The organism is Streptomyces sp. NPDC032126, assembly GCF_055580085.1.
Genome location: NZ_JBVIMA010000005.1, coordinates 62,761 through 82,144 on the forward strand (window position 1 = coordinate 62,761; position 19,384 = coordinate 82,144).

Below are 19,384 nucleotides of genomic sequence, written 5' to 3' on the forward strand. Positions count from 1 at the left end.
GGGGCATGAGCGATCTCGTACCGCTGACCGGAGAGCCACTGGCGCTGGACCTCGTCAACACGTTGACGGCCGCCAGTGACCTGCTGGCGACGCCGGGCGACCTGCGGTCCTGGTGGGCCCTTGAGGACGGACGCCTCCCGGAACCCGTGCCACGGGAGGTCACCGCCGCGGATCTGGCCGCCGTGCGGGCCGTACGGGAACACACCGCGCGCGCCCTCGACCACGTACGCCGGGGCGAGGCACCTCCGGCCGCCGACCTGGAGGCGCTCAACGAGGCCCAGCGCGCCGCACCGGCGGTAAGCGAACTGTCGTGGGACGGGCGGACTGTGGTGGCCACACGCCGGCGCGCCGGTTCACCGGGGCGGCGACTCGCCGCCTGTCTCGCGGAGTCGGCCGCCGAGCTGCTGGCCGATCCGGCGGTCGGCAAGATCCGGGAGTGCGAGGCGGACGACTGCGTGCTGCTCTTCCTGGCCACCCATCCACGCCGCCGCTGGTGTTCGGCCACGCGCTGCGGCAACCGGATGCGGGTCGCCCGCCATTACCAGCGCCACAAGACGGGATAGACGCCCCCCCGGGGGCAACTGGCCCTCGGGGCGGGCGTGTTCGAGCATCCGCTCACAGGGGAGGCCGCGCACGGGGGTACTCCGGCGGGGAATGCGGGTGGCGACGAAGGCCACGCGGGTGGCGGGCTGTTGGGCCCCGCCCGGCGCGCTGATCGGGACGCGCCCGCCGGAATTCTGGTTTCCGGGCGTCTCGTGGGGGCGTGCGTCTTCCTGACCGGCGGTCGGTGAGGACCACACGGCCCGTGACGTCCAGGCGCGAGGCGCCGGTGCCCGCCGCTCAGGCCTGGCCGGGCACCGGGAACAGCATGCAGCTGCTGGTGGCGTGCGCCAGCAGGCGGTCCTTCTCGTCCACCAGCCTCGCCTCGGCGAGCGCGGTCTGCCGGCCTCGGTTGACCACCGTGCCGATGGCCCGGACCCGGCCGGTGTCCACCGTGATCCGCTTCAGGAACTTCACCGTGAGATCGAGCGAGGTGTACCCCATACCGGCCGGCAGCGTGGTCTGGACTGCGCACCCTGCGGCCGAGTCGAGCAGGGTGGCGTAGACACCGCCGTGCACGCTGCCGATCGGGTTGTAGTGCTCCTCGCCCGGCATCAGCGAGAAGACGACCCTGCCCTCCTCCACCTCGTCGAGCGTGAGGTCGAGGGTGGCGGCGATGGGCGGCGACGGCAGCCGGCCCGCCAGGATCTCGCGCAGGAAGTCCAGGCCGGAGCTCTGCCCCACGGCGGCCGCCGAGACGCTGGGGTCCTCCCACTCGTACGTGCGCGTCCGTCCCATGCTCACCCTCCCGCTGACTTCGTGGATCGAAGCTAGCCCGGCGGTCACCTGACTGTCAATGACGAAGCCAGGGTCTTACGATGGGGGCATGGAGTGGCTTGAGGTCAGCACGGAGAACTGTCCCGTGCAGCGCACCCTCGACGTGGTCGGCGAGAAATGGACGCTGCTGATCCTGCGCGACGCCGCCAACGGCGTGCGGCGGTTCGACGACTTCCGCCGCCATATCGGTCTGTCGGAGGCGGTCCTGAGCGACCGGCTCCGCAAGCTGACCGCCGCCGGCATTCTCCGCACGGTCCCCTACCAGGAGCCCGGCAGCCGCTCCCGTAACGAGTACCGGCTGACCCGCAAGGGCTGGGACCTGTGGCCCGTCCTCGTCGCGTTGCGCCAGTGGGGCGAGGCCTACGACCCCGATCCGGAGGGCGCGGTCATGGACCTACGGCACTCCGAGTGCGGGGCGCCGGTGCGTGTCGTGGTCGAGTGCGCCGATGAGCACGCCGCACTGACTCCCCGGGAGGTCTCCGCCCGACCGGGACCGGGGGCGCGACGGAGGGGGTGAGGGCCGACCGGGAGCGGTGGGCCGCGGCGTGAGACCGGTCGGCCGGGACCGGTGCGCCGCAGAGGTGTGAGGCTCGGCGCATCGCCACTCGCGGCCCCGCAATCGCCGCCTCGCACGGCCAACGCCCCCGACCCGCACGGCCACCGCCCCGCCACTCCCCGCCCCGAACGGCCATCACCCCCGCCGCTCCCCCACTCCCCACGGCCACCACTCCGCCCCTCGCCGCCCCGGCGCCGTCACGTCAACACCCTCACACGGCTCCGCCCGTTCAGGCGCCGTCACGCCAACACCCCCACCCCGCTCCGCCCCTTCAGGCGCCCACGTACGCCGCCAGGTGTTCGCCGGTCAGTGTCGTGCGGGCCGCGACGAGGTCGGTCGGGGTGCCCTCGAACACGATGCGGCCGCCGTCGTGCCCCGCGCCGGGGCCGAGGTCGATGATCCAGTCGGCGTGTGCCATGACCGCCTGGTGGTGTTCGACGACGATGACCGACTTGCCGGAGTCGACGAGGCGGTCGAGCAGGCCGAGCAGTTGCTCGACGTCGGCGAGGTGCAGGCCGGTGGTCGGCTCGTCGAGGACGTAGACGCCCCCCTTGTCGCCCATGTGAGTGGCCAGCTTCAGCCGCTGCCGCTCGCCGCCGGAGAGCGTGGTGAGCGGCTGGCCGATGCTGAGGTAGCCGAGTCCGACATCGGCGAGCCGGGTGAGCACGCGGTGCGCCGCCGGCGTGTGCGCGTCGCCCGAGCCGAAGAACTCCTCGGCCTCGGTCACCGACATCGCCAGCACCTCGCTGATGTCACGGCCGCCGAGGCGGTAGTCGAGGACGGCGGCCTGGAACCGCTTCCCCTCGCACTCCTCGCAGGTCGTGGCCACGCCGGCCATCATCGCGAGGTCGGTGTACACGACGCCCGCACCGTTGCAGGTAGGACAGGCGCCTTCGGAGTTCGCGCTGAACAGCGCCGGCTTCACCCCGTTGGCCTTGGCGAACGCCTTGCGGATCGGGTCGAGGAGTCCGGTGTACGTCGCCGGGTTGCTGCGCCGCGAACCACGGATCGGGCTCTGGTCCACCGACACCACGCCCGCGTCGGCCGGCATCGACCCGTGTACGAGGGAGCTCTTGCCGGAGCCGGCGACGCCGGTGATCACGGCGAGCACCCCGAGCGGAATGTCGACGTCGACGTCCCGGAGGTTGTTCGCGCTCGCGCCGCGGATCGGCAGCTTCCCGGTGGGCGTGCGCACCGCGTCCTTCAGCCGGGCCCGGTCGTCGAAGTGGCGCCCGGTGATCGTGCCGGCGGCCCGCAGTCCCTCGACGGTGCCCTCGTAGCAGACGGTTCCGCCCGCCGTACCGGCGCCGGGGCCGAGGTCGACGACGTGGTCGGCGATCGAGATGACCTCCGGCTTGTGCTCCACGACGAGCACGGTGTTGCCCTTGTCCCGCAGCCTCAGCAGCAGGTTGTTCATGCGCTGGATGTCATGGGGGTGCAGACCCGTGGTGGGCTCGTCGAAGACGTAGGTGACGTCGGTCAGCGAGGAGCCGAGGTGGCGGATCATCTTCACGCGCTGCGCCTCGCCGCCCGAGAGCGTGCCGGACGGCCGGTCGAGCGCGAGATAGCCGAGCCCGATCTCCACGAACGAGTCGAGGGTCTGCTGGAGCGCGGTGAGCAGCGGCGCCACCGACGGCTCGGTGCGCCCGCGCACCCATGCGGCCAGGTCGCTGATCTGCATGGCGCAGGCGTCGGCGATGCTGATCCCGTCGATCTTCGAGGCCCGGGCGCCCTCACTGAGCCGGGTCCCGTCGCAGTCGGGGCAGACGCTGAACGTCATCGCCCGCTCCACGAACGCCCGGACGTGCGGCTGGAGCGCGTCCACGTCCTTGGACAGCATCGACTTCTGGATCTTGGGGATCAGTCCCTCGTAGGTCAGGTTGATGCCCTCGACCTTGATCTTGGTCGGTTCCTTGTGGAGCAGGTCATGCAGCTCCCGCTTGGTGTACTTGCGGATCGGCTTGTCCGGGTCGAAGAAGCCGCTGCCCTTGAAGATGCGGCCGTACCAGCCGTCCATGCTGTAGCCGGGGATCGTGAGCGCGCCCTCGTTGAGCGACTTGGTGTCGTCGTACAGCTGCGACAGGTCGATGTCGGTGACCGAGCCCCGGCCCTCGCAGCGCGGACACATGCCGCCGGTGCGGTTGAAGGTGGCCTTCTCGGTCTTCTTCGCGCCGCGCTCGACGGTGATCGCGCCGCTCGCCCGGACCGAGGGGACGTTGAAGGCGTAGGCGCTCGGCGGGCCGATGTGCGGCGTGCCGAGCCGGCTGAAGAGGATGCGGAGCATCGCGTTGGCGTCGGTGGCGGTGCCGACGGTGGAGCGGGGATCGCTGCCCATGCGCTGCTGGTCGACGGTGATGGCGGTCGTCAGTCCGTCGAGGACATCGACCTCGGGCCGGGCCAGGGTCGGCATGAAGCCCTGTACGAAGGCGCTGTACGTCTCGTTGATCAGGCGCTGCGACTCCACCGCGATGGTGTCGAAGACCAGCGAGCTCTTGCCCGAGCCGGACACGCCCGTGAAGACCGTCAGGCGCCGTTTCGGGAGTTCGACGCTGACGTCCTTGAGGTTGTTCTCGCGCGCGCCGTGCACACGGATCAGATCGTGGCTGTCGGCGAGGTGCGGCTCGGCCGAGCGGGTGTCCGTCTTCGTGGCCCTGTCCATCGTGTCTCCCATGGCCCACACGTTAGGTCCGCGGCGGGGGCCGGCGCTTCTCCATTCGTGACCACCCCGCTCGTATCGACGATAACAGTAATGTGTTGTCATCGATAAGAGAGTCTGTTATCGTCGATTACGTGGATACGAGATCAGCGATAATCGAAGCGGCGGCGGCCCTCCTGGCCCAGTCACCCAGCGGTGACGTCTCCACGCGGGCCGTGTGCGAGGCGGCCGGAGTGCAGCAGCCTGTGCTGTACCGGCTCTTCGGTGACAAGGACGGGCTGCTGTCGGCGACGGTCGACCATGTCTGGGACAAGTACCTCGGAAGCAAGCGCGCGGCCGAGAAGTCCGAGGACCCGCTCCAGGATCTTCGCGACGGCTGGGACAGCCATACGGCCTTCGCGCTGGCCCACCCCAACGCGTACAAGCTCATGTGCGCCCCGGCCCTGCGTTCCGTGCCCGAGGCGGCGGCGGAGGCCATGCGGCTGCTCCGTGACGTTCTCGACCGGCTCGCCGCGCAGGGACGTCTGCGCCTCGCGCCCGACGTGGCCGCGCGCATGGTCATGTCCGCCAACACCGGTGTCGCCCTCGCCCTGATCACCCGGCCCACGCTCTACCCGGACGCGAGCCTGTCGGTCCTCGTCCGCGACGCGATCCACCGCGCCATCCTGCTCGACACCGCCGACGCCGACGCGCCGCACGACCCGCGCACGGTGGCGGCCACCACCCTGCTCGCCTCCCTGGACGACCTCACCCCACAGCCCTTCACACCCGCCGAGTCGGCCCTGCTCGGGCAGTGGCTCACGCAGATTCCGCCCGGCGACACACCGGCCTGATTCCCCGCGCCCTCCCCAGCGCCACGAGCCCCCACGGTCATGGTGCCGGACGACCACACCCTCGTGCCGGGCCGCGACGGCCGCATCGCATCGAGGCCGAGGGTGCGGCCCCCCTCCCCCCGGACCGCTTCCCTCACCGCCCCGAAGGAGTACCTCTCATGACGGACCACACCACCCCTCGCGTCGCCCTGGTCACCGGCGGCTCCGGAGGCATCGGCCGCGCGGTCGTCGAGCGACTGGCCCGGGACGGCATCGCCGTCGCGGTGCACTACGCCGGCAACAAGGCCAGGGCCGAGGAGACGGTCGCCGCGGTCACTTCGGCCGGCGGCAGGGCGATCGCCGTGGGCGGCGACGTCGCTGACGAACACGAGATGTCCGCCGCGTTCGACGCGGTGGAGCGGGAGTTCGGCGGCCTCGACGTCGTGGTCAACACGGCGGGCATCATGCTGCTCTCGCCGATCGCGACCCTCGACCTGGACGACCTGGACCGGATGCACCGCACCAACATCCGCGGCACCTTCGTCGTCTCCCAACAGGCGGCCAGGCGCGTGCGGGCCGGCGGCGCCATCATCAACTTCTCCACCTCCGTCACCCGTCTGCGGTTCCCGTCGTACGGCGCCTACGCGGCGAGCAAGGCCGCGGTCGAGGCGATGACCCTGGTGCTGGCCCGAGAGATGCGCGGCAAGGACGTCACCGTCAACGCCGTGGCGCCGGGCCCGACCGCCACACCGCTGTTCCTCGACGGCAAGGACCAGGCCACGATCGACAACCTGTCCAAGGCCGCCCCGCTGGAGCGCCTGGGCACCCCGGAGGACATCGCTGAGGCGGTCGCCTTCCTCGCCGGGCCGGCCCGCTGGATCAACGGCCAGGTCCTCTTCGCCAACGGCGGCATCGCCTGACCACACCGTCTGCGCGGGCATGCGCCGCAACGCACCCCACCCAGGTTCAGGCCGTCAGCCCTGGCCCTGAGCCTGGCTGCTCTGGCTCCCGCCCTGGTCGAGACGCGCCGCGTACCAGCCGGCGTCGATGTCCGGGTTGCGCAGGGTCCCCCAGAAACGGTCGTCCGGCATCGGCGGTACGGGCGGATTGCCGAAGTCGGCGAGCAGTTCGGCGCGCCAGTCGACGCTGACGTGACTGCGGACGGTCGCGATCCTGTAGACCGCCCGGTGCGGCAGGCCCCATATCGCCTCCGCGATCCGCTCGGCCGCCCACCGGCGGACGCTGTCCCGGCGGTCGTCCGCCTGGACGATCAGCGCGCGCAGCCGCAGACCCAGCGGGCCGTCCTGGTCCAGCGGTATCGACTCGCCCCGCTCCAGCGCGTTCAGAGCGGCTCCGACCTCGGGATATCGGGCGATCCCTGTCTCGTCGGCGAGTCTGCGCATCTGCCGGGACGCCGCCTGGGCCACGCGTTCCCGGGGCAGGGTGGCGAGCAGCGCTCCGAGCTCCTCAAGGCTGAGCAGATAGCCCACTTCGAGCGGTTCCGTCCTGCCCCTGGGCAGGTCCAGCGGCGGCAGCCCAGCCTCCGGCCCGGGCAGGGGATCGTCGGCGATCTCCGCCCACTCGGGCCGGGGCGCGGCCACCGACGCCCAGATCAGGCGGTCGTTGAAGACCACCGCGTTCCTCCCCTCGCCGCCCTCCAACAGCTCCGCCACCTGAGCGAGATAGGCGCCCAGCGAGTCGGCGCGCCCGAAGTCGGTGCCGGTCTCGTCGAAGAAGCGTCCGATCGCCCCGTAGGAGTCCCGGTCCGGGCGGCAGTCGAGGGTGAGGCCGTCGGCGGTGGCGTCGTAGGAGCCGAACTTGAGGTAGCCGGGGTGCCAGTAGTACTCGGCGTCCTCCTCGCCCAGGTCGTCGGCGATGCTCCGTAGGAAGCCGGTGGCCTCGGCGATCTCCCGCGCGCCGAGCAGCCGGTCGTGCGTCGGGAAGCGGAACGCCTCCACGCCGCCCTGCGCCCCGCTGTGCCGGCGCAGCGAGGCGGCCAGCTCGGGGTGGAAGGCGAGGCCGAGCTGCCGCTCCGCCGCCCGTATCTCCTCGTCCGCCGCGGGCGGGCCCAGTGAGGCGAAGGTGGCGGGCGCGCGCTCGCGCAGCCAACGGTCGATACGGTCCCAGGAGTTGTCGACGAGATCGGTGGTCATACGGACGACCCTAGAGGCAGCCACTGACAACGCGGTCCGCCCAGGACGCCGGGGGTCTCCGGGCCGTCGGCCGGGTCACCGGTCCGGCAAGCGCACGCGGAGTCAGCGCATCCCCGCCGCGTCGAGCACCACCGTGACCGTCGGCTCGATCAGGTCGGTCAGGTCGTCGGCCCGGATGCCCGCTCGCGCGCTCGCCCCGTCGAAGAGGAGGAATCAACTGCCGGGCCAGCCCCACCCGGCTGGCGGGGTACTGCTCGTCCTTGAGCTCGATCTGTACCGCCAGGTAGGGACAGCCCCGGTACCGCGGGCCGGCCGCCTGCGCCTCGACCTGCCGGAAGACGTGCAGGACGCGCTCGCGCGGCGACCGGCCGCCGCGCGCTGTTCCAGGCTCGCCGCCAGCAGCTCGTCCTTGCTGTCGAACAGCTGGTACATCGAGCGCTTGGAGACGGCCGCCGCCTTGCACAGCGCCCCGATCCCGAGGGCTCGCCTTGGCCTGTGTCGTCACACCCGTGGGGTCAACACTCACCGCCCCGAAACCGAACCGATCGGTTTCTCGACGTCCCCGCCGGACGGGCGGGAGGGGCGCGAGGGGGCGTCCGTCGCGTCGGCGCACGATGCTGGAGAGGGGATCGCTCGCCCGACGAGGGGGTCGCTCCGTGGGAACAGCAGGCCAGGCGGCCGCGACGGTGTACGCCGTCAACCCGATGGACAGCACCTCGGTGCTCGCGACCTTCGGCGCGCTGGGCGTCCTCGCGGTGATCTTCGCCGAGTCCGGTCTGCTGGTGATCGGCTTCTTCCTGCCCGGCGACACGCTGCTGATCCCGGCCGGAGTGCTGTGCGCGAGCAGCGGCGGCCGGCCGCCGACGCTGGTGCTGTGGCAGGTGCTGGTGTGCGCGGCCGTCGGAGCCGTGGCGGGGGCGCAGGTGGGGTACCTGCTCGGGCGGCGCGGCGGGCGGGCCGTCCTGGCCCGTACCTCCAACCAGCGCCTGAAACGGGGCGCGGCACGGGCCGAGGAACTGCTGGGCCGGTACGGCCACGGCAAGGCGATCGTGCTGGGCCGGTTCGTGCCGGTGCTGCGTACCGTGCTGCACCCGGCGGCCGGGGCGCTGGGCGTGCCACTGCGCCCCTTCACCGTCTGGCAGGTGGTCGCCGCCGTGCTGTGGACGCAGAGCCTCGTGCTGGCCGGGTTCGTCCTGGGCGCATCGGTGCCGCATCTGGACCGCTATCTGCTGCCGCTGGTGGCGGTCGTCGTCGCGCTCTCGCTCCTGCCCCTGCTGTTGGAGGTACGACGCTCCCGGCGGGGTCGGCGCCGGTCGTCCGAGGCGTCGGAAGGGACCGGGGAGGGGTGACGATGAGGACGCCACGAGCGCCGAGCCGCAGATGCTGCAAGGCGGCCGCTGGTGTTCCACCGGCCGGTCGGGGCGCCCTACGACGTGATCAGCGGCAGTTCGGAGAAGGCGTGTTTCTGCCAGAGCCGGCGAGAGGTCTCCTCCGGATACGCGGAGACGGACAGCTGGGCGTCGAAGATCCTGGTCAGGCGTTCGTTCGCGTCGTACGGCGGCCAGCCGGGGTCACCGTCCGTGGCGAAGGCCGTCCACGCCGTGCGCAGGCGCGCCGACAGGGTCTCCGCCTCGGGTGACGGGCCTTCGCCGATCAGCAGGGCGGGCTGTCCGCTGCGCAGGTTGCCGAACACCAGAGGCACGTCCAGGCCGTGGCAGGCGCCGAGCGCGCCGCCCATGCCGGGGGCGGGCCAGGTCAGTTCGTAGACGTGGACACGTCCGCCGCCGGTGTTCTGCGCCTCGGCGAGATGGAGGCTGGGCATGCGGAAGGCCCAGTCCGCGTGGACCAGTTCGTAGAGTTCTTCCGGGCCGGCGGAGGGAAAGCCGTCACGGTAGCCGTCGGGGCCGCCCTCGACGGGGGCGAAGATTCTCAGCGCGGTGGCCGCCTGCTCCTCCGTCACCTCGCCCAGCAGCCCCTCGATCGCGGTGAAGAGCCTGTGCTCGTCGCGCGTGTGGCCCACGACCAGCTCGATGTCCCGCGCGGCGCCGCCGGCCAGCGCCTGCCAGGGGGTGACGGGCAGGACGTCGCCGTCGACGACGGGCGAAACCGGGATCGACCGGTACGCGGGCCGGCCCCAGCGCTCTCCCCACTGGGCGGTCTTCGCCGCGAGCGCGTCACCGGCGGCGGACAGCCGGTCCGGGTCCACGAGCGAGAGATCGGCCGCTGTGGGCCGTAGGCCCAGCTCCGCGGCACAGGCGGTGGCGATGTCGGCGGCGAGCGCCGGCGAGAAGTAGGTGCCCTGCGCGCTCTGTGCGACGGCCCGGCGGAACAGCCCGGCCGCCCGGTCCATCGCGAGCAGCGCGGCGACGGAACCGCCGCCCGCCGACTGGCCGAAGACCGTGACACGGTCCGGGTCGCCCCCGAAGGAACGGATGTTGTCACGCACCCACTCCAGGGCGGCGACCTGATCCAGCAGACCCCGGTTGGGAGGGGCACCCTCGATCTGTGCGAAACCCTCCATGCCCACGCGGTAGTTGAAGGTGACGACGATGACGCCGCCCTCCCGCGCCAGGCGTCCACCGTCGTACTCGGGCAGTCCGGACATGCCGAACACGTAGGCGCCGCCGTGGATCCACACCATCACGGGCAGCCCGGCGTCCGGATCCGTCGCGGGCGACCAGACGTTGACCGTCAGCCAGTCGTCGCCCGCCGTCTCCCGCGCGAGAGCGTCCATGCCGAACACACCGGCCTGCGGGGGCGGCGGGCCGTACGACACCGCCTCGCGTACGCCGTCCCAGCCGCGCGGTGGCCGTGGCGGCGCGAAGCGCAGTGCGCCGACGGGCGGCGCGGCGAACGGGATGCCCCGGAAGACGGCGACACCGGCCTCCCACCGCCCACGCACCACCCCGGCCACGGTACGGACCTCGGGCTCGGGCGGCTCGACCACTTCACCGGACACTACGGGCTCCTCTTGGTCGGCATGGGCAGCAGACCGCCAGACAGCGCAGCGCTCCACCCGGACAGCCACCGGCAGAAGGCCCCCCGTCCCGGCGCGCATCCGTGCGACCGTGCTCACGGCCCGCCCCCACGCATCATCCCGACGGCTCACGCCAGGGGCCACTCAATTACGAGCGGCCGCTTCGCTGTCCTGCGGACGGATCTGCACCTCGATGTGCGCCGACAGCGCCCGGAGGAAGTCGGGCGCGTCGAAGATCTCGCCCGCTGACGCGACACCCGTCGTCCTGGTGCGGCCGGTGAGAACGCGGTCCACCGCCTCGACCACGAGCGGCGCGGTGACGGCGTAGATGTCCCGCCCACGTGCCACGGCCCGCCGCGCGGCGTCACCGGAACGGACCACGGCGTCGACGAGGAAGGTCTGCGCGGACCGTCCGAGCTCGTCGGTCGCGGACGGCGCGGGGGTGTCCGGGTCCGACAGGTCCCTGGCCGCCTCCACCGTCATGTACGTCCGTACTTCGGGGATGGGGAGGTGGCTGGGGACCGTGACGACGTCGGCCATGGTGAACTCCCCGATGACGGGCCGGGGTCCCATGGGGTCGGGGAAGGACCACGTCAGGGTGGGCGGTTCGTCGTGGCGGTACTCCAGCCGGCCGTTGGCGTAGCGGACGCGCCTGCCGTCGCGCCGCTTCCGCGAGACGGCGCCCGCGGCACGTGTTCCGGCGGTGGGGTGCCAGCTGTTCAGTCCGTAGGCGATGTGCGCCTCGTCGGCCCTCGTCCAGTCGCCCATCGCGGCGGTGACCAGCAGGTCACCGAGGCCGCCGTAGAAGGCCATGGCCGGGACGATCACCGCCTGCTCGGCGCGGGCGCGGTCCCGGTAGTGCGTGAACGTGTCGGCGTTGGCCTCGATCTCGGCCGCCACATCCAGATAGGGGATCCCGGCGCGCAGTGCCGCCTCGATCACGGGGGCGGCCGTCGTGGCGAAGGGGCCGGCGCAGTTGATCACGGCTGCCGCATCGGCCAGGGCGCGGTCGAGTGCGGCTGGGTCGTCGACCGATGCCGGGCGGGCGTCGAGGCGGGGACCTTCCGCTGCCAGTGCTCTCAGTCGGCCGGCGTCGCGGCCGGTGAGCACCGGGACGAATCCGCGGTCCCGCAGGTGTGCCACCACGAAGCGGCCGGTGTGTCCGTACGCGCCGTACACCGCCACCACCGGTCCTGAAGTCATGGGATCTCCCCCGCACTCACATCATCTGCCGCGCTCTGTCTCGGCCATCCTCACGAGGGCCGGGACGTGAGGGTGAGTGTCCGGAACGCCATGGCCCGTACAATTCCGGACGTGAAGACTGTCGCGCTGGCCGTCACCGACGGGATGCTGCACTTCGAGCTGTCCTTGGCGTACGAGGTCTTCGGCGGTGATCCGACCAAAGGGGCCGATCCCTGGTACGACGTGCTGGTCTGCGGGCGGCGCGCCGTGCGGGTCGGCCGGTTCCGGCTGGAGCCCGACCACGGCCTCGACGCGCTCGCGCGGGCCGACACGGTGATCGTCCCGGGCTGGGCGGACGTCGATGTCGACCCGCCGGCCGATCTGGTCGAGGCCGTGCGCGCGGCGCATGACGCGGGCGCGCGGATCGCCTCCCTGTGCACGGGCGCGTTCGTGCTGGCCGCGGCCGGACTGCTGGACGGAAAGCGGGCCACCACACACTGGGCGCACACCCGGGCGCTGGCCGAGCGCCACCCCTTGGTGGAGGTGGACCCGGACGTGCTCTACGTCGACAACGGCAGTGTGCTGACCTCCGCCGGCAAGGCCGCCGCCATGGACCTGTGTCTGCACCTCGTCCGTCTCGACCATGGTTCGTCGGTGGCCAACACGCTCGCCCGCCGCCTGGTCGTGCCGCCGCACCGGGACGGCGGCCAGGCCCAGTTCGTCACCACACCGCTGCCCGCACCGGACCAGCACCCGCTCGCGGAGCTCTTCCCCTGGGTGATGCGACGGCTGGACCAGCCACTGACCGTGGAGGACCTGGCCCGTCGGGCGCGGATGAGCTCGCGCCACCTGGGCCGCCACTTCCGTGCGGTCACCGGCACCACGCCGCTGCAATGGCTGCTGACCCAACGGATCCGCCGCGCCCAGGAGTTGCTGGAGACGACCGATGACACGATCGACGCCATCGCGACCGCCACGGGCATGGGTACCGCCACGACCCTACGACGGCACTTCAGCCGCACGGTCGGTGTACCGCCGGACACCTATCGCCGTACGTTCCGTTCACGGAGCCGCCCAGGAGCCGTCGCTCACCCGTGAGTGATCTCCACGGCGAGCTTCAGGCCCGCAGATTGGCCAGGCTCTCCGGGCCGAGGTGACGGGCGAGGACGTCAAGGGCGGCCGTGACCTCGTGGAACGCCGAGGCGTCCGTCTCTCCCAGGGCGGCGGCGAGAGCGGCCTCGATGGTCGTGGCGCGCACCTCCGCGACCCGCGGGGAGACGGAGTCGGCCGGCCGCACCAGGAGTCGTCGCCGGTCGGCCGGGTCGGGGGCGGCGACGATGGAGCCCGTCTCCTTCAAGCGGGCGACGGCAGTCGAGACCTGACTCTGCGGCAGACCGGTGCGCGCGGCGATCTCGCCGACCGCGCTGTCCGGGTGGGCGACGATGTCACTGAGGACGATGAGCACCGCCCTCGTCCCCCCTTTCCCTCCCCCACCCGGGCTCGCGGGGGCGGGCATGGCCTCTTCGCCGATCTTCATGAGAACCCGGCCCAGCAGAAAGAGCTGCACTCCATTCATGAGGCGACCCTACATCCTGCATCACTTTCGATACATCCTTCTTAATGCATCTCCCTTGATACATCTCTCTTGATGCATCGATCGTGATGCTTTACGGTGGAGGCACGAGGTCGGCACCACGTCGGCCGCGACGAGGGGGGATCCGCATGCCTACGACCACGACCCACCGGCGAGCAGGGACCAGCGGGCTGCTGCCCGTGCCGGGCGCCGAGCTGTACTACGAACTGCGGGGTGAGGGGCCGCTGTTGCTCATCGCGCAGAGCGGGGAGGGCGACGCCCATCGCACGGTCGACCTCGTCGACCACCTCGCCTCCGATCACACGGTGATCACGTACGACCGCCGAGGTCTGTCCCGCAGCACCCTCACCGACCCGGCCTCCCCCATCGCCATGCGCACTCACGCCGACGACGTGGCCCGCCTCCTGGCCGAACTCACCGACGAGCCGGTACCGATGCTGGGTCTGAGCCTCGGCGCGGTGATCGGCCTGCACCTGGCGATCGAACACCCCGGCCGGCTCAGCACCCTCATCGCCCATGAACCCGTCGCACCCGGCCTCCTGCCCCCGCGGCAGCGCGACCACCACGAGCGGGAACTCGCCGGCCTCCAGGAGCTCTACGTCCGCGAGGGGCTGGCCGCCACGTTCAAGGAAGTCGCCAAGGTCCTCGGCATCGACCCGGCGGGACAGGACACCGAGCCGAACCTCACCCCTCAGCCGATGACACCCCGACGCGTGGCCAACTTCGACCACTTCATCACCCACGACTTCACCACCGTCATCGAGGACACCCTCGACATCGACCGCGTCGCCGCCCTCCGTCACGGCCCGGTCCGCATCGTCCCGGCGACCGGCCGCACCACCCCGCGCCATGTCTTCGACTACCAGTGCGCTCTCCGCCTGGCCGATCTGACCGACACCGACCCGGCGGAATTCCCCGGCGGCCACAACGGCAACCTCACCCACCCGGCGGCGTACGCGACCCGACTGCGCGAGGTGCTGACCGACACCAGACGCTGAAGCCGCGAACACCGGGGCACGTGATGGCCGGGCTCGGGTTCCCATCGGGTGTGTCGGGGACACGTGCGGGTGGGTGGTGTGGGGCCGACCCGCAACCGCCGCACGGCGGGCTAGGTATGCCCACTCACGGCGAGGTGCCCGGATCCGTATACGGATCAAGGCCGCCATGGTCACCCCGGTCGATGAGGCAGTGGTGCTCGGTCGAGCGCGGGCTCGGGACTGTCGGTCCGCGGCGCGGGCAGGAGCAGTCCGAGGCGGGGCAGAGGCGCCGTCGGACCGTACGGGTGGGCCGGGGAGCCGGACTCGATGTCGGTCACCAGTTGCCGCAGGGCGGCCACGCCGTGAGGCTGGGGCCCGGTGGGGTTCGTGGCGGCGAGGGCGCGGCGGGCGCGGTGCCAGGCGCGGCCGGTGCGGCCGAGGAGGTGGTCGGTGTAGGCGCGGGCGTAGCGGGCGACCAGGGACACCCAGGGGTCGTGGCGGAGGCCGGCGTGGGCCAGGGCGCGGCGGGCGGTGCGCTGGGCGGCGGCCGGGTCGAAGCCGGACTGGGCGAGGGCCAGGGCCGCCTGGCTCAGGGCCGGGGGCGGGCCGCCGGGGGCATGGGGTGGGACGGTGTCGGCGGCCTGCTGGAAGTGCGCGGCCGCCGCGCGGGCGTCGCCCCGGTGCAGGGCGAGCATCCCCTGGACATGGGCGACGCGTCCGACGGTGGCGGTGTCACCGGCCAGGACGGAGGCCCACCAGGCGTCGTCCAGGAGGGTGACGGCGGTGTCCGGGGCGCTGCGCACGGTCAGCCAGGCGGCGAGCCACTGAGCGCGCGCGAACAGGGGGCTGCCCTCGCAGTGGGGCAGCAGGCCCAGCAGGTGGGCGGCGCCCTCCTCGGCCCGGTCGTGGGCCGCCCACCAGAACCACAGCCGCAGGACGGCCTCCAGGGCGGCCGGCGCGAGGGACGGCTCGGTGCGGGCGTACCGGAACATGGCGGTGAGCTCGTCGTGTTCGTCGAGTACGAGCTGTGCGGCCCGGGCCTGGGAGCCCAGGTTCCACAGGGTCTCGGCCTCGGCGGCCACATCTCCCCAGCGTTGGGAGAGCCGCCGTGCCGCCGCGGGGAACTCGCCCTCGCCGGTGAGCCGGTCGACGCCGAACTCCCGGGCCGGACGGGTCATCCGGTAGCGGTGCTCACGCAGTCCGCCCACCTCTCCGACCACCTCCAGCACACCCAGGCCCACCAGCTGGGACAGACAGGCCGGCACCTGTACGGCGTCGACGTCGCCGCCCTCGCAGAGATACACCGCGGACGCGGTCGTGAAGGCCCCGGCGAAGACGCTCGACCGGGCCCACACGATGCGTGCGGCTCGCTCGCACAGCGTCCAGTCGGAGCCGACGGCATCGCGCAGGGACCGGTGCCGCCGCAGGGCCGAGCGGGTGCCGCTCAGCCATCCCTGGCCGCGGGACAGCAGCCGTGCGAGGTCGGTCAGGGAATGGCGGGCGGTCTGCTCGGCCGCCAGTTCCAGGGCCAGCGGCAGCCCCTCCAGCAGCCGGCACACCGCGTGGACTCGCTCGACGTCCTGCTCGTCGGCCGGGGTGACGCGGGCCCGCCGGAGGAACAGTTCGGCCGCCGGGGCGTGGGCGCTTCCGTCGCCCGGGGGCTCGGTGCCGAGTCCCGTCAGGCGCATCACCCGCTCCGCGTCCAGGCCCAGCGCCCGGCGGGAGGTCACCAGCAACCGCGCCCGGGGTGCCAGCGTGAGTACGCGCTGGACCAGCCGTACGCACTCGTCGTGCACGGGATCGACGTCGTCGAGGAACAGCAGTGTTGTGGCGTCCGGGAGACAGGAGACCACATCGGCCGGGACCTGGGGCCCCGCCGGTGGCCGTCCGGTCAGCCGCTCGACCAGGGTGGCGGCCAGTTCACCGGGCGTGCCGGGGCCGGATTCCCGTCGGCGTAGGTGGACCAGGCACTCCCAGTCCGCCGCCGAGGCGACGGCCATGGCCGCGACGGTGCTCTTGCCCACCCCCACCGGGCCGGTCACCGTCACCAGCCGGTGTCCGGTGAGGAGTTCAGCCAGGGCGGCGGTCTCCCCCTCACGCCCGATCACATGTTCGCGGGCATTCCCGTACGCGGGCAGACCCCCCATACCGCCGACGCTTGTCCACACGGTTGCCGCACTCCTTGCCTCTGCGCTCGTCCAGCGGGCCGGTGCGTGCTGCCGCACGGCTCCACACTTCGGCAGAACCGTCACTGCAACCGCCCCACGGCAACCCCAACGCGCCCCGCGCACGCCGGTCGCGGCACGGCGGCCGAGACCACACACGCCACCGAAACCTAGAACGCGGGCTCGAATACGGGGGGTGGGCAGGACGGTGTACGGATGGCCGAGGGCGGTGCAGTGCTCCTCGACGCCCGGCGAAGGGAGCCCTCGCCCACCGCGTCGCAGGTCAGGGTGTTGGGAAAGGCGTGTTGTGTCCTGGGAAGGTGGGCTGAGCCGGGCGTCCCGGGGTGGGCTCGGACGGTATGACCCGGGCCAGTTCACGCCGTAGACGGTCGGCTTCGCCGCGTACCTGGGCGGGGATGTCACCGCGTTCGGCGACGAGACGGCTGTAGATCGGGGTTTCCAGGAACACGGTGGGACTTGCCTGCCTTCTTGGGTGAACGGTGAAGGGTGAACGGTGGACGTGCGGGCCGGACGCGGCTGCGGCACGAGCTTCGTCGCACCCATGAACCGGCCATGAGCGGCAGCCTACTGACGATCACTGACAACGCCGCTCCACCGACCGTTCCCCGGACAGCTACGACGGCCGGCCCGTCTCCGGGGCACGCCAGGCCGTCTTCGACCGGGAGTTAGGGTGTCGATCATGACGACACAGGGGTATCTCTCGGAGCTGTTCTCGCTCGACGGGCGGGTCGCCGTGGTGACCGGTGGCAGTTCGGGGATCGGGCGGGCCATCGCCGGTGCCCTGGCCCGTGCGGGCGCGGCCGTGGTGATCGTGGCACGCCGGGAGGCGGAACTCGCCGCCACCGTCGACGAACTGACCGCGGACGGCTGCCGTGCCGCGTGGGTCAGCGCGGACCTGGGCACGCGGGACGGTGTGCGGGAGGCCGCGGAGAGGGCCGTAGAGCCGTTCGGGGAGCCGGACATCCTCGTGAACTCCGCCGGGATCAACCTGCGCCCGCCCCTGGGCGAGCTCGACGACGAGGTCTGGGACACCACCATGGCGGTGAACCTGGAGGCGCCCTTCCTGCTCGGGCAGCGCTTCGGCCCCGGCATGGCCGAGCGCGGCTACGGCCGGATCATCCACATCACCTCGCAGCAGGCGCACCGTGCGTTCGTGCAGAGCGGGGCGTACGGCGTGTCGAAGGGCGGTCTGGAGTCGCTGGCCCGCTCCCAGGCGGAGGCGTGGTCGTCACAGGGGGTGACCAGCAACACCCTGGTGCCGGGCTTCGTCATGACGCCGCTGAACCGGCGGCTGTGGGACGACAAGGAGACGTCCGCCGCGCTGGCCGCCCGCACCATGGTCGGCCGCAACGGCCTCGCCGAGGACTTCGCGGGCGCGGCGGTCTTCCTCGCGAGCCCGGCCTCGGCGTACGTGACCGGGCACTCGCTCTTCGTGGACGGCGGCTTCTCCGTGCACTGAGAGCGGTGAGAGGCCCTGACGCGGGCCTCTCCGCCGCGTCAGGGCTTGGCGTTCTTGCGTGCGACCCCGCCGTAGAAGCCGATCAGCTCGGACCCGGCCGGCGGCGGGGTGTCCGGACGCCAGAACGGGACCTGGGCGAGGCCGGGTTCGACCAGTTCGAGGCCGTCGAAGTACCGCTCGATCTCGGCGCGGGTGCGCGGATTCATGGTGGCGGTCGCGTTGTTGTAGACGGCCGCCGCGTCGCTGCGGTCGCCGACGAAGTCGGCCGTGGCGTGCGAGAGCACCAGGTAGCTGCCGTCCGGCAGCGCGTCGCGCAGGGTGGCGACGATGTGCTCCGGCTTCTCCGCGTCGGTGACGAAGTGGAGGATGGCGACCAGCAGCAGGGCGACCGGCTCGTCGAAGTCGATGACCTGGCGGACGTCGGGGTGCTCCAGGATGCCCTGCGGGTCGCGCAGGTCGCCGAGCACGATGCTGGTCGTGCCCTCGCCGGTCAGCAGGGCGTCGGCGTGCACCTTCACGATCGGGTCGTTGTCGACGTACGCCACGCGCACGTCCGGCGCCGCCTGCTGGGCGATCTCGTGGACGTTCGGCGAGGTGGGCAGCCCGGTGCCGATGTCGAGGATCTGGCGGACGCCGCTGCCGACCACGTGCCGTACGGCACGGTGCAGGAAGGAACGGTTGGCCCGCACGCTGATCCGTGCCTCGGGCGCGGCGGCGACGAGCGCGTCACCGGCCCGCACGTCCACCTCGTAGTTGTCCTTGCCGCCCAGCAAGTAGTCGTAGATCCGCGCCGGGTGCGGTCTGCTGGTGTCTATCTCCCCGGCACGGAAGCCGTCCTGTCCCACCCTGTGCTCCTCTCAGCGGCCGATCCACCGCGGCTCGCCGCCTCCGTGATCGCTGCCGACAGCTTTTCACATCAACTTCTGTGCTCACGACAGAAGTTCCCCGGGCCCCGGCCCCGGGAGGCGAGGGCACCGCACCGGATGCATATGATCCCGATCATGGACGGATGGCGGATACGAGAGGCGTCGCCGGCGGACCTCGAACCGGTGGTCGAGTTGCGCGCCGTGGTCATGCGGGACGATCTGGTGCGGCTGGGCCGGTTCGACGAGAACCGGGTGCGGCAGCGGCTGCGCGACGCGTTCGAGCCCGCGCACACCCACATCATCGAGGTGGACGGCGTGTTCGCCGGCTGTGTCGCGCTGCGCCCGGCCGAGGACGGCCACTGGCTGGAGCACTTCTACCTCGCCCCGCACCTGCACGGCCGGGGCGTCGGCTCCGCCGTCCTGCGTCATCTGCTCGACCGGTGCGACCGCGACGCGGTCCGGGTCCGGCTGAACGTCCTCCAGGGCAGCCCGGCACGCCGTCTCTACGAACGCCATGGCTTCGCCCTCGACAGCGAGGACCCGGTCGACGTGTTCATGGTGCGCGAGCCCGCCGCCGCCCACGCGTGAG

General features: G+C 72.2%; 18 protein-coding genes and 1 pseudogene. 9 read left to right on the forward strand and 10 right to left on the reverse strand.

Annotated features, from left to right (window positions below):
- Window positions 1–5 precede the first annotated feature (5 nt).
- A complete protein-coding gene (locus ACZ5NW_RS19770) occupies window positions 6–563 on the forward strand; it encodes a CGNR zinc finger domain-containing protein (protein WP_468745146.1) in 558 nt (185 codons plus the stop codon).
- A gap of 277 nt (window positions 564–840) precedes the next feature.
- On the opposite strand, the gene ACZ5NW_RS19775 is transcribed toward ACZ5NW_RS19770, so the two are convergent.
- On the reverse strand, window positions 841–1,338 hold the full coding sequence (locus tag ACZ5NW_RS19775; protein ID WP_468745147.1) for a PaaI family thioesterase: 498 nt from the start codon (window positions 1,336–1,338) through the stop codon (window positions 841–843).
- Between the two features lie 88 nt (window positions 1,339–1,426).
- Here ACZ5NW_RS19775 and ACZ5NW_RS19780 point away from each other — a divergent pair, with 88 nt between their 5' ends.
- Window positions 1,427–1,894, forward strand: a complete 468-nt coding sequence (locus ACZ5NW_RS19780; protein WP_468745148.1) for a winged helix-turn-helix transcriptional regulator — start codon at window positions 1,427–1,429, stop codon at window positions 1,892–1,894.
- 310 nt (window positions 1,895–2,204) lie between these two features.
- Here the strand turns inward: ACZ5NW_RS19780 and ACZ5NW_RS19785 are convergent, their stop codons facing one another.
- Complete coding sequence (locus ACZ5NW_RS19785; RefSeq protein ID WP_468745625.1) at window positions 2,205–4,592, reverse strand: ATP-binding cassette domain-containing protein; 2,388 nt, start codon at window positions 4,590–4,592, stop codon at window positions 2,205–2,207.
- Between the two features lie 131 nt (window positions 4,593–4,723).
- Here ACZ5NW_RS19785 and ACZ5NW_RS19790 point away from each other — a divergent pair, with 131 nt between their 5' ends.
- Both ACZ5NW_RS19790 and ACZ5NW_RS19795 read left to right on the forward strand, forming a co-directional pair.
- On the forward strand, window positions 4,724–5,422 hold the full coding sequence (locus ACZ5NW_RS19790; RefSeq protein ID WP_468745149.1) for a TetR/AcrR family transcriptional regulator: 699 nt from the start codon (window positions 4,724–4,726) through the stop codon (window positions 5,420–5,422).
- Window positions 5,423–5,580: 158 nt separating this feature from the next.
- Window positions 5,581–6,321, forward strand: a complete 741-nt coding sequence (locus tag ACZ5NW_RS19795) for an SDR family oxidoreductase (RefSeq protein ID WP_468745150.1) — start codon at window positions 5,581–5,583, stop codon at window positions 6,319–6,321.
- A gap of 54 nt (window positions 6,322–6,375) precedes the next feature.
- Here ACZ5NW_RS19795 and ACZ5NW_RS19800 read toward each other — a convergent pair whose 3' ends face one another.
- Window positions 6,376–7,554 carry an SMI1/KNR4 family protein gene (locus ACZ5NW_RS19800; RefSeq protein ID WP_468745151.1) on the reverse strand — a complete coding sequence of 393 codons (1,179 nt, stop codon included), beginning with the start codon at window positions 7,552–7,554 and terminating at the stop codon, window positions 6,376–6,378.
- Window positions 7,555–7,656: 102 nt separating this feature from the next.
- Window positions 7,657–8,052: pseudogene (locus ACZ5NW_RS19805) on the reverse strand (TetR family transcriptional regulator); the annotation flags it as partial.
- A 188-nt stretch (window positions 8,053–8,240) separates the two neighbouring features.
- On the opposite strand from ACZ5NW_RS19805, the gene ACZ5NW_RS19810 reads away from it, so the two are divergent.
- Window positions 8,241–8,903 carry a DedA family protein gene (locus ACZ5NW_RS19810; protein WP_468745626.1) on the forward strand — a complete coding sequence of 221 codons (663 nt, stop codon included), beginning with the start codon at window positions 8,241–8,243 and terminating at the stop codon, window positions 8,901–8,903.
- Between the two features lie 77 nt (window positions 8,904–8,980).
- On the opposite strand, the gene ACZ5NW_RS19815 is transcribed toward ACZ5NW_RS19810, so the two are convergent.
- Window positions 8,981–10,513 carry a carboxylesterase/lipase family protein gene (locus ACZ5NW_RS19815; RefSeq protein ID WP_468745152.1) on the reverse strand — a complete coding sequence of 511 codons (1,533 nt, stop codon included), beginning with the start codon at window positions 10,511–10,513 and terminating at the stop codon, window positions 8,981–8,983.
- Window positions 10,514–10,675: 162 nt separating this feature from the next.
- On the reverse strand, window positions 10,676–11,734 hold the full coding sequence (locus ACZ5NW_RS19820) for a saccharopine dehydrogenase NADP-binding domain-containing protein (protein ID WP_468745153.1): 1,059 nt from the start codon (window positions 11,732–11,734) through the stop codon (window positions 10,676–10,678).
- 111 nt (window positions 11,735–11,845) lie between these two features.
- Between ACZ5NW_RS19820 and ACZ5NW_RS19825 the strand changes: the two genes are divergently transcribed.
- A complete protein-coding gene (locus ACZ5NW_RS19825; RefSeq protein ID WP_468745154.1) occupies window positions 11,846–12,811 on the forward strand; it encodes a helix-turn-helix domain-containing protein in 966 nt (321 codons plus the stop codon).
- 19 nt (window positions 12,812–12,830) lie between these two features.
- Here the strand turns inward: ACZ5NW_RS19825 and ACZ5NW_RS19830 are convergent, their stop codons facing one another.
- On the reverse strand, window positions 12,831–13,289 hold the full coding sequence (locus ACZ5NW_RS19830; protein WP_468745155.1) for a MarR family transcriptional regulator: 459 nt from the start codon (window positions 13,287–13,289) through the stop codon (window positions 12,831–12,833).
- Window positions 13,290–13,435: 146 nt separating this feature from the next.
- On the opposite strand from ACZ5NW_RS19830, the gene ACZ5NW_RS19835 reads away from it, so the two are divergent.
- The gene (locus tag ACZ5NW_RS19835) at window positions 13,436–14,305 is read left to right on the forward strand and encodes an alpha/beta fold hydrolase (RefSeq protein ID WP_468745156.1); all 870 of its coding nucleotides are present in this window, start codon (window positions 13,436–13,438) and stop codon (window positions 14,303–14,305) included.
- Between the two features lie 170 nt (window positions 14,306–14,475).
- Here the strand turns inward: ACZ5NW_RS19835 and ACZ5NW_RS19840 are convergent, their stop codons facing one another.
- Together ACZ5NW_RS19840 and ACZ5NW_RS19845 are read right to left on the reverse strand one after the other, a co-directional pair.
- Window positions 14,476–16,431 (reverse strand): ATP-binding protein, encoded by a 1,956-nt coding sequence (locus ACZ5NW_RS19840; protein WP_468745157.1) that lies wholly within the window; start codon window positions 16,429–16,431, stop codon window positions 14,476–14,478.
- 301 nt (window positions 16,432–16,732) lie between these two features.
- Window positions 16,733–16,918, reverse strand: a complete 186-nt coding sequence (locus ACZ5NW_RS19845; protein WP_468745158.1) for a hypothetical protein — start codon at window positions 16,916–16,918, stop codon at window positions 16,733–16,735.
- A gap of 231 nt (window positions 16,919–17,149) precedes the next feature.
- Between ACZ5NW_RS19845 and ACZ5NW_RS19850 the strand changes: the two genes are divergently transcribed.
- The gene (locus ACZ5NW_RS19850; RefSeq protein WP_468745159.1) at window positions 17,150–17,929 is read left to right on the forward strand and encodes an SDR family NAD(P)-dependent oxidoreductase; all 780 of its coding nucleotides are present in this window, start codon (window positions 17,150–17,152) and stop codon (window positions 17,927–17,929) included.
- A 38-nt stretch (window positions 17,930–17,967) separates the two neighbouring features.
- Here the strand turns inward: ACZ5NW_RS19850 and ACZ5NW_RS19855 are convergent, their stop codons facing one another.
- Window positions 17,968–18,774, reverse strand: coding sequence for an SAM-dependent methyltransferase (locus tag ACZ5NW_RS19855; protein ID WP_468745160.1), 807 nt, complete (start codon window positions 18,772–18,774; stop codon window positions 17,968–17,970).
- A gap of 156 nt (window positions 18,775–18,930) precedes the next feature.
- Here ACZ5NW_RS19855 and ACZ5NW_RS19860 point away from each other — a divergent pair, with 156 nt between their 5' ends.
- Complete coding sequence (locus tag ACZ5NW_RS19860; RefSeq protein ID WP_468745161.1) at window positions 18,931–19,383, forward strand: GNAT family N-acetyltransferase; 453 nt, start codon at window positions 18,931–18,933, stop codon at window positions 19,381–19,383.
- Window position 19,384: the final 1 nt, after the last annotated feature.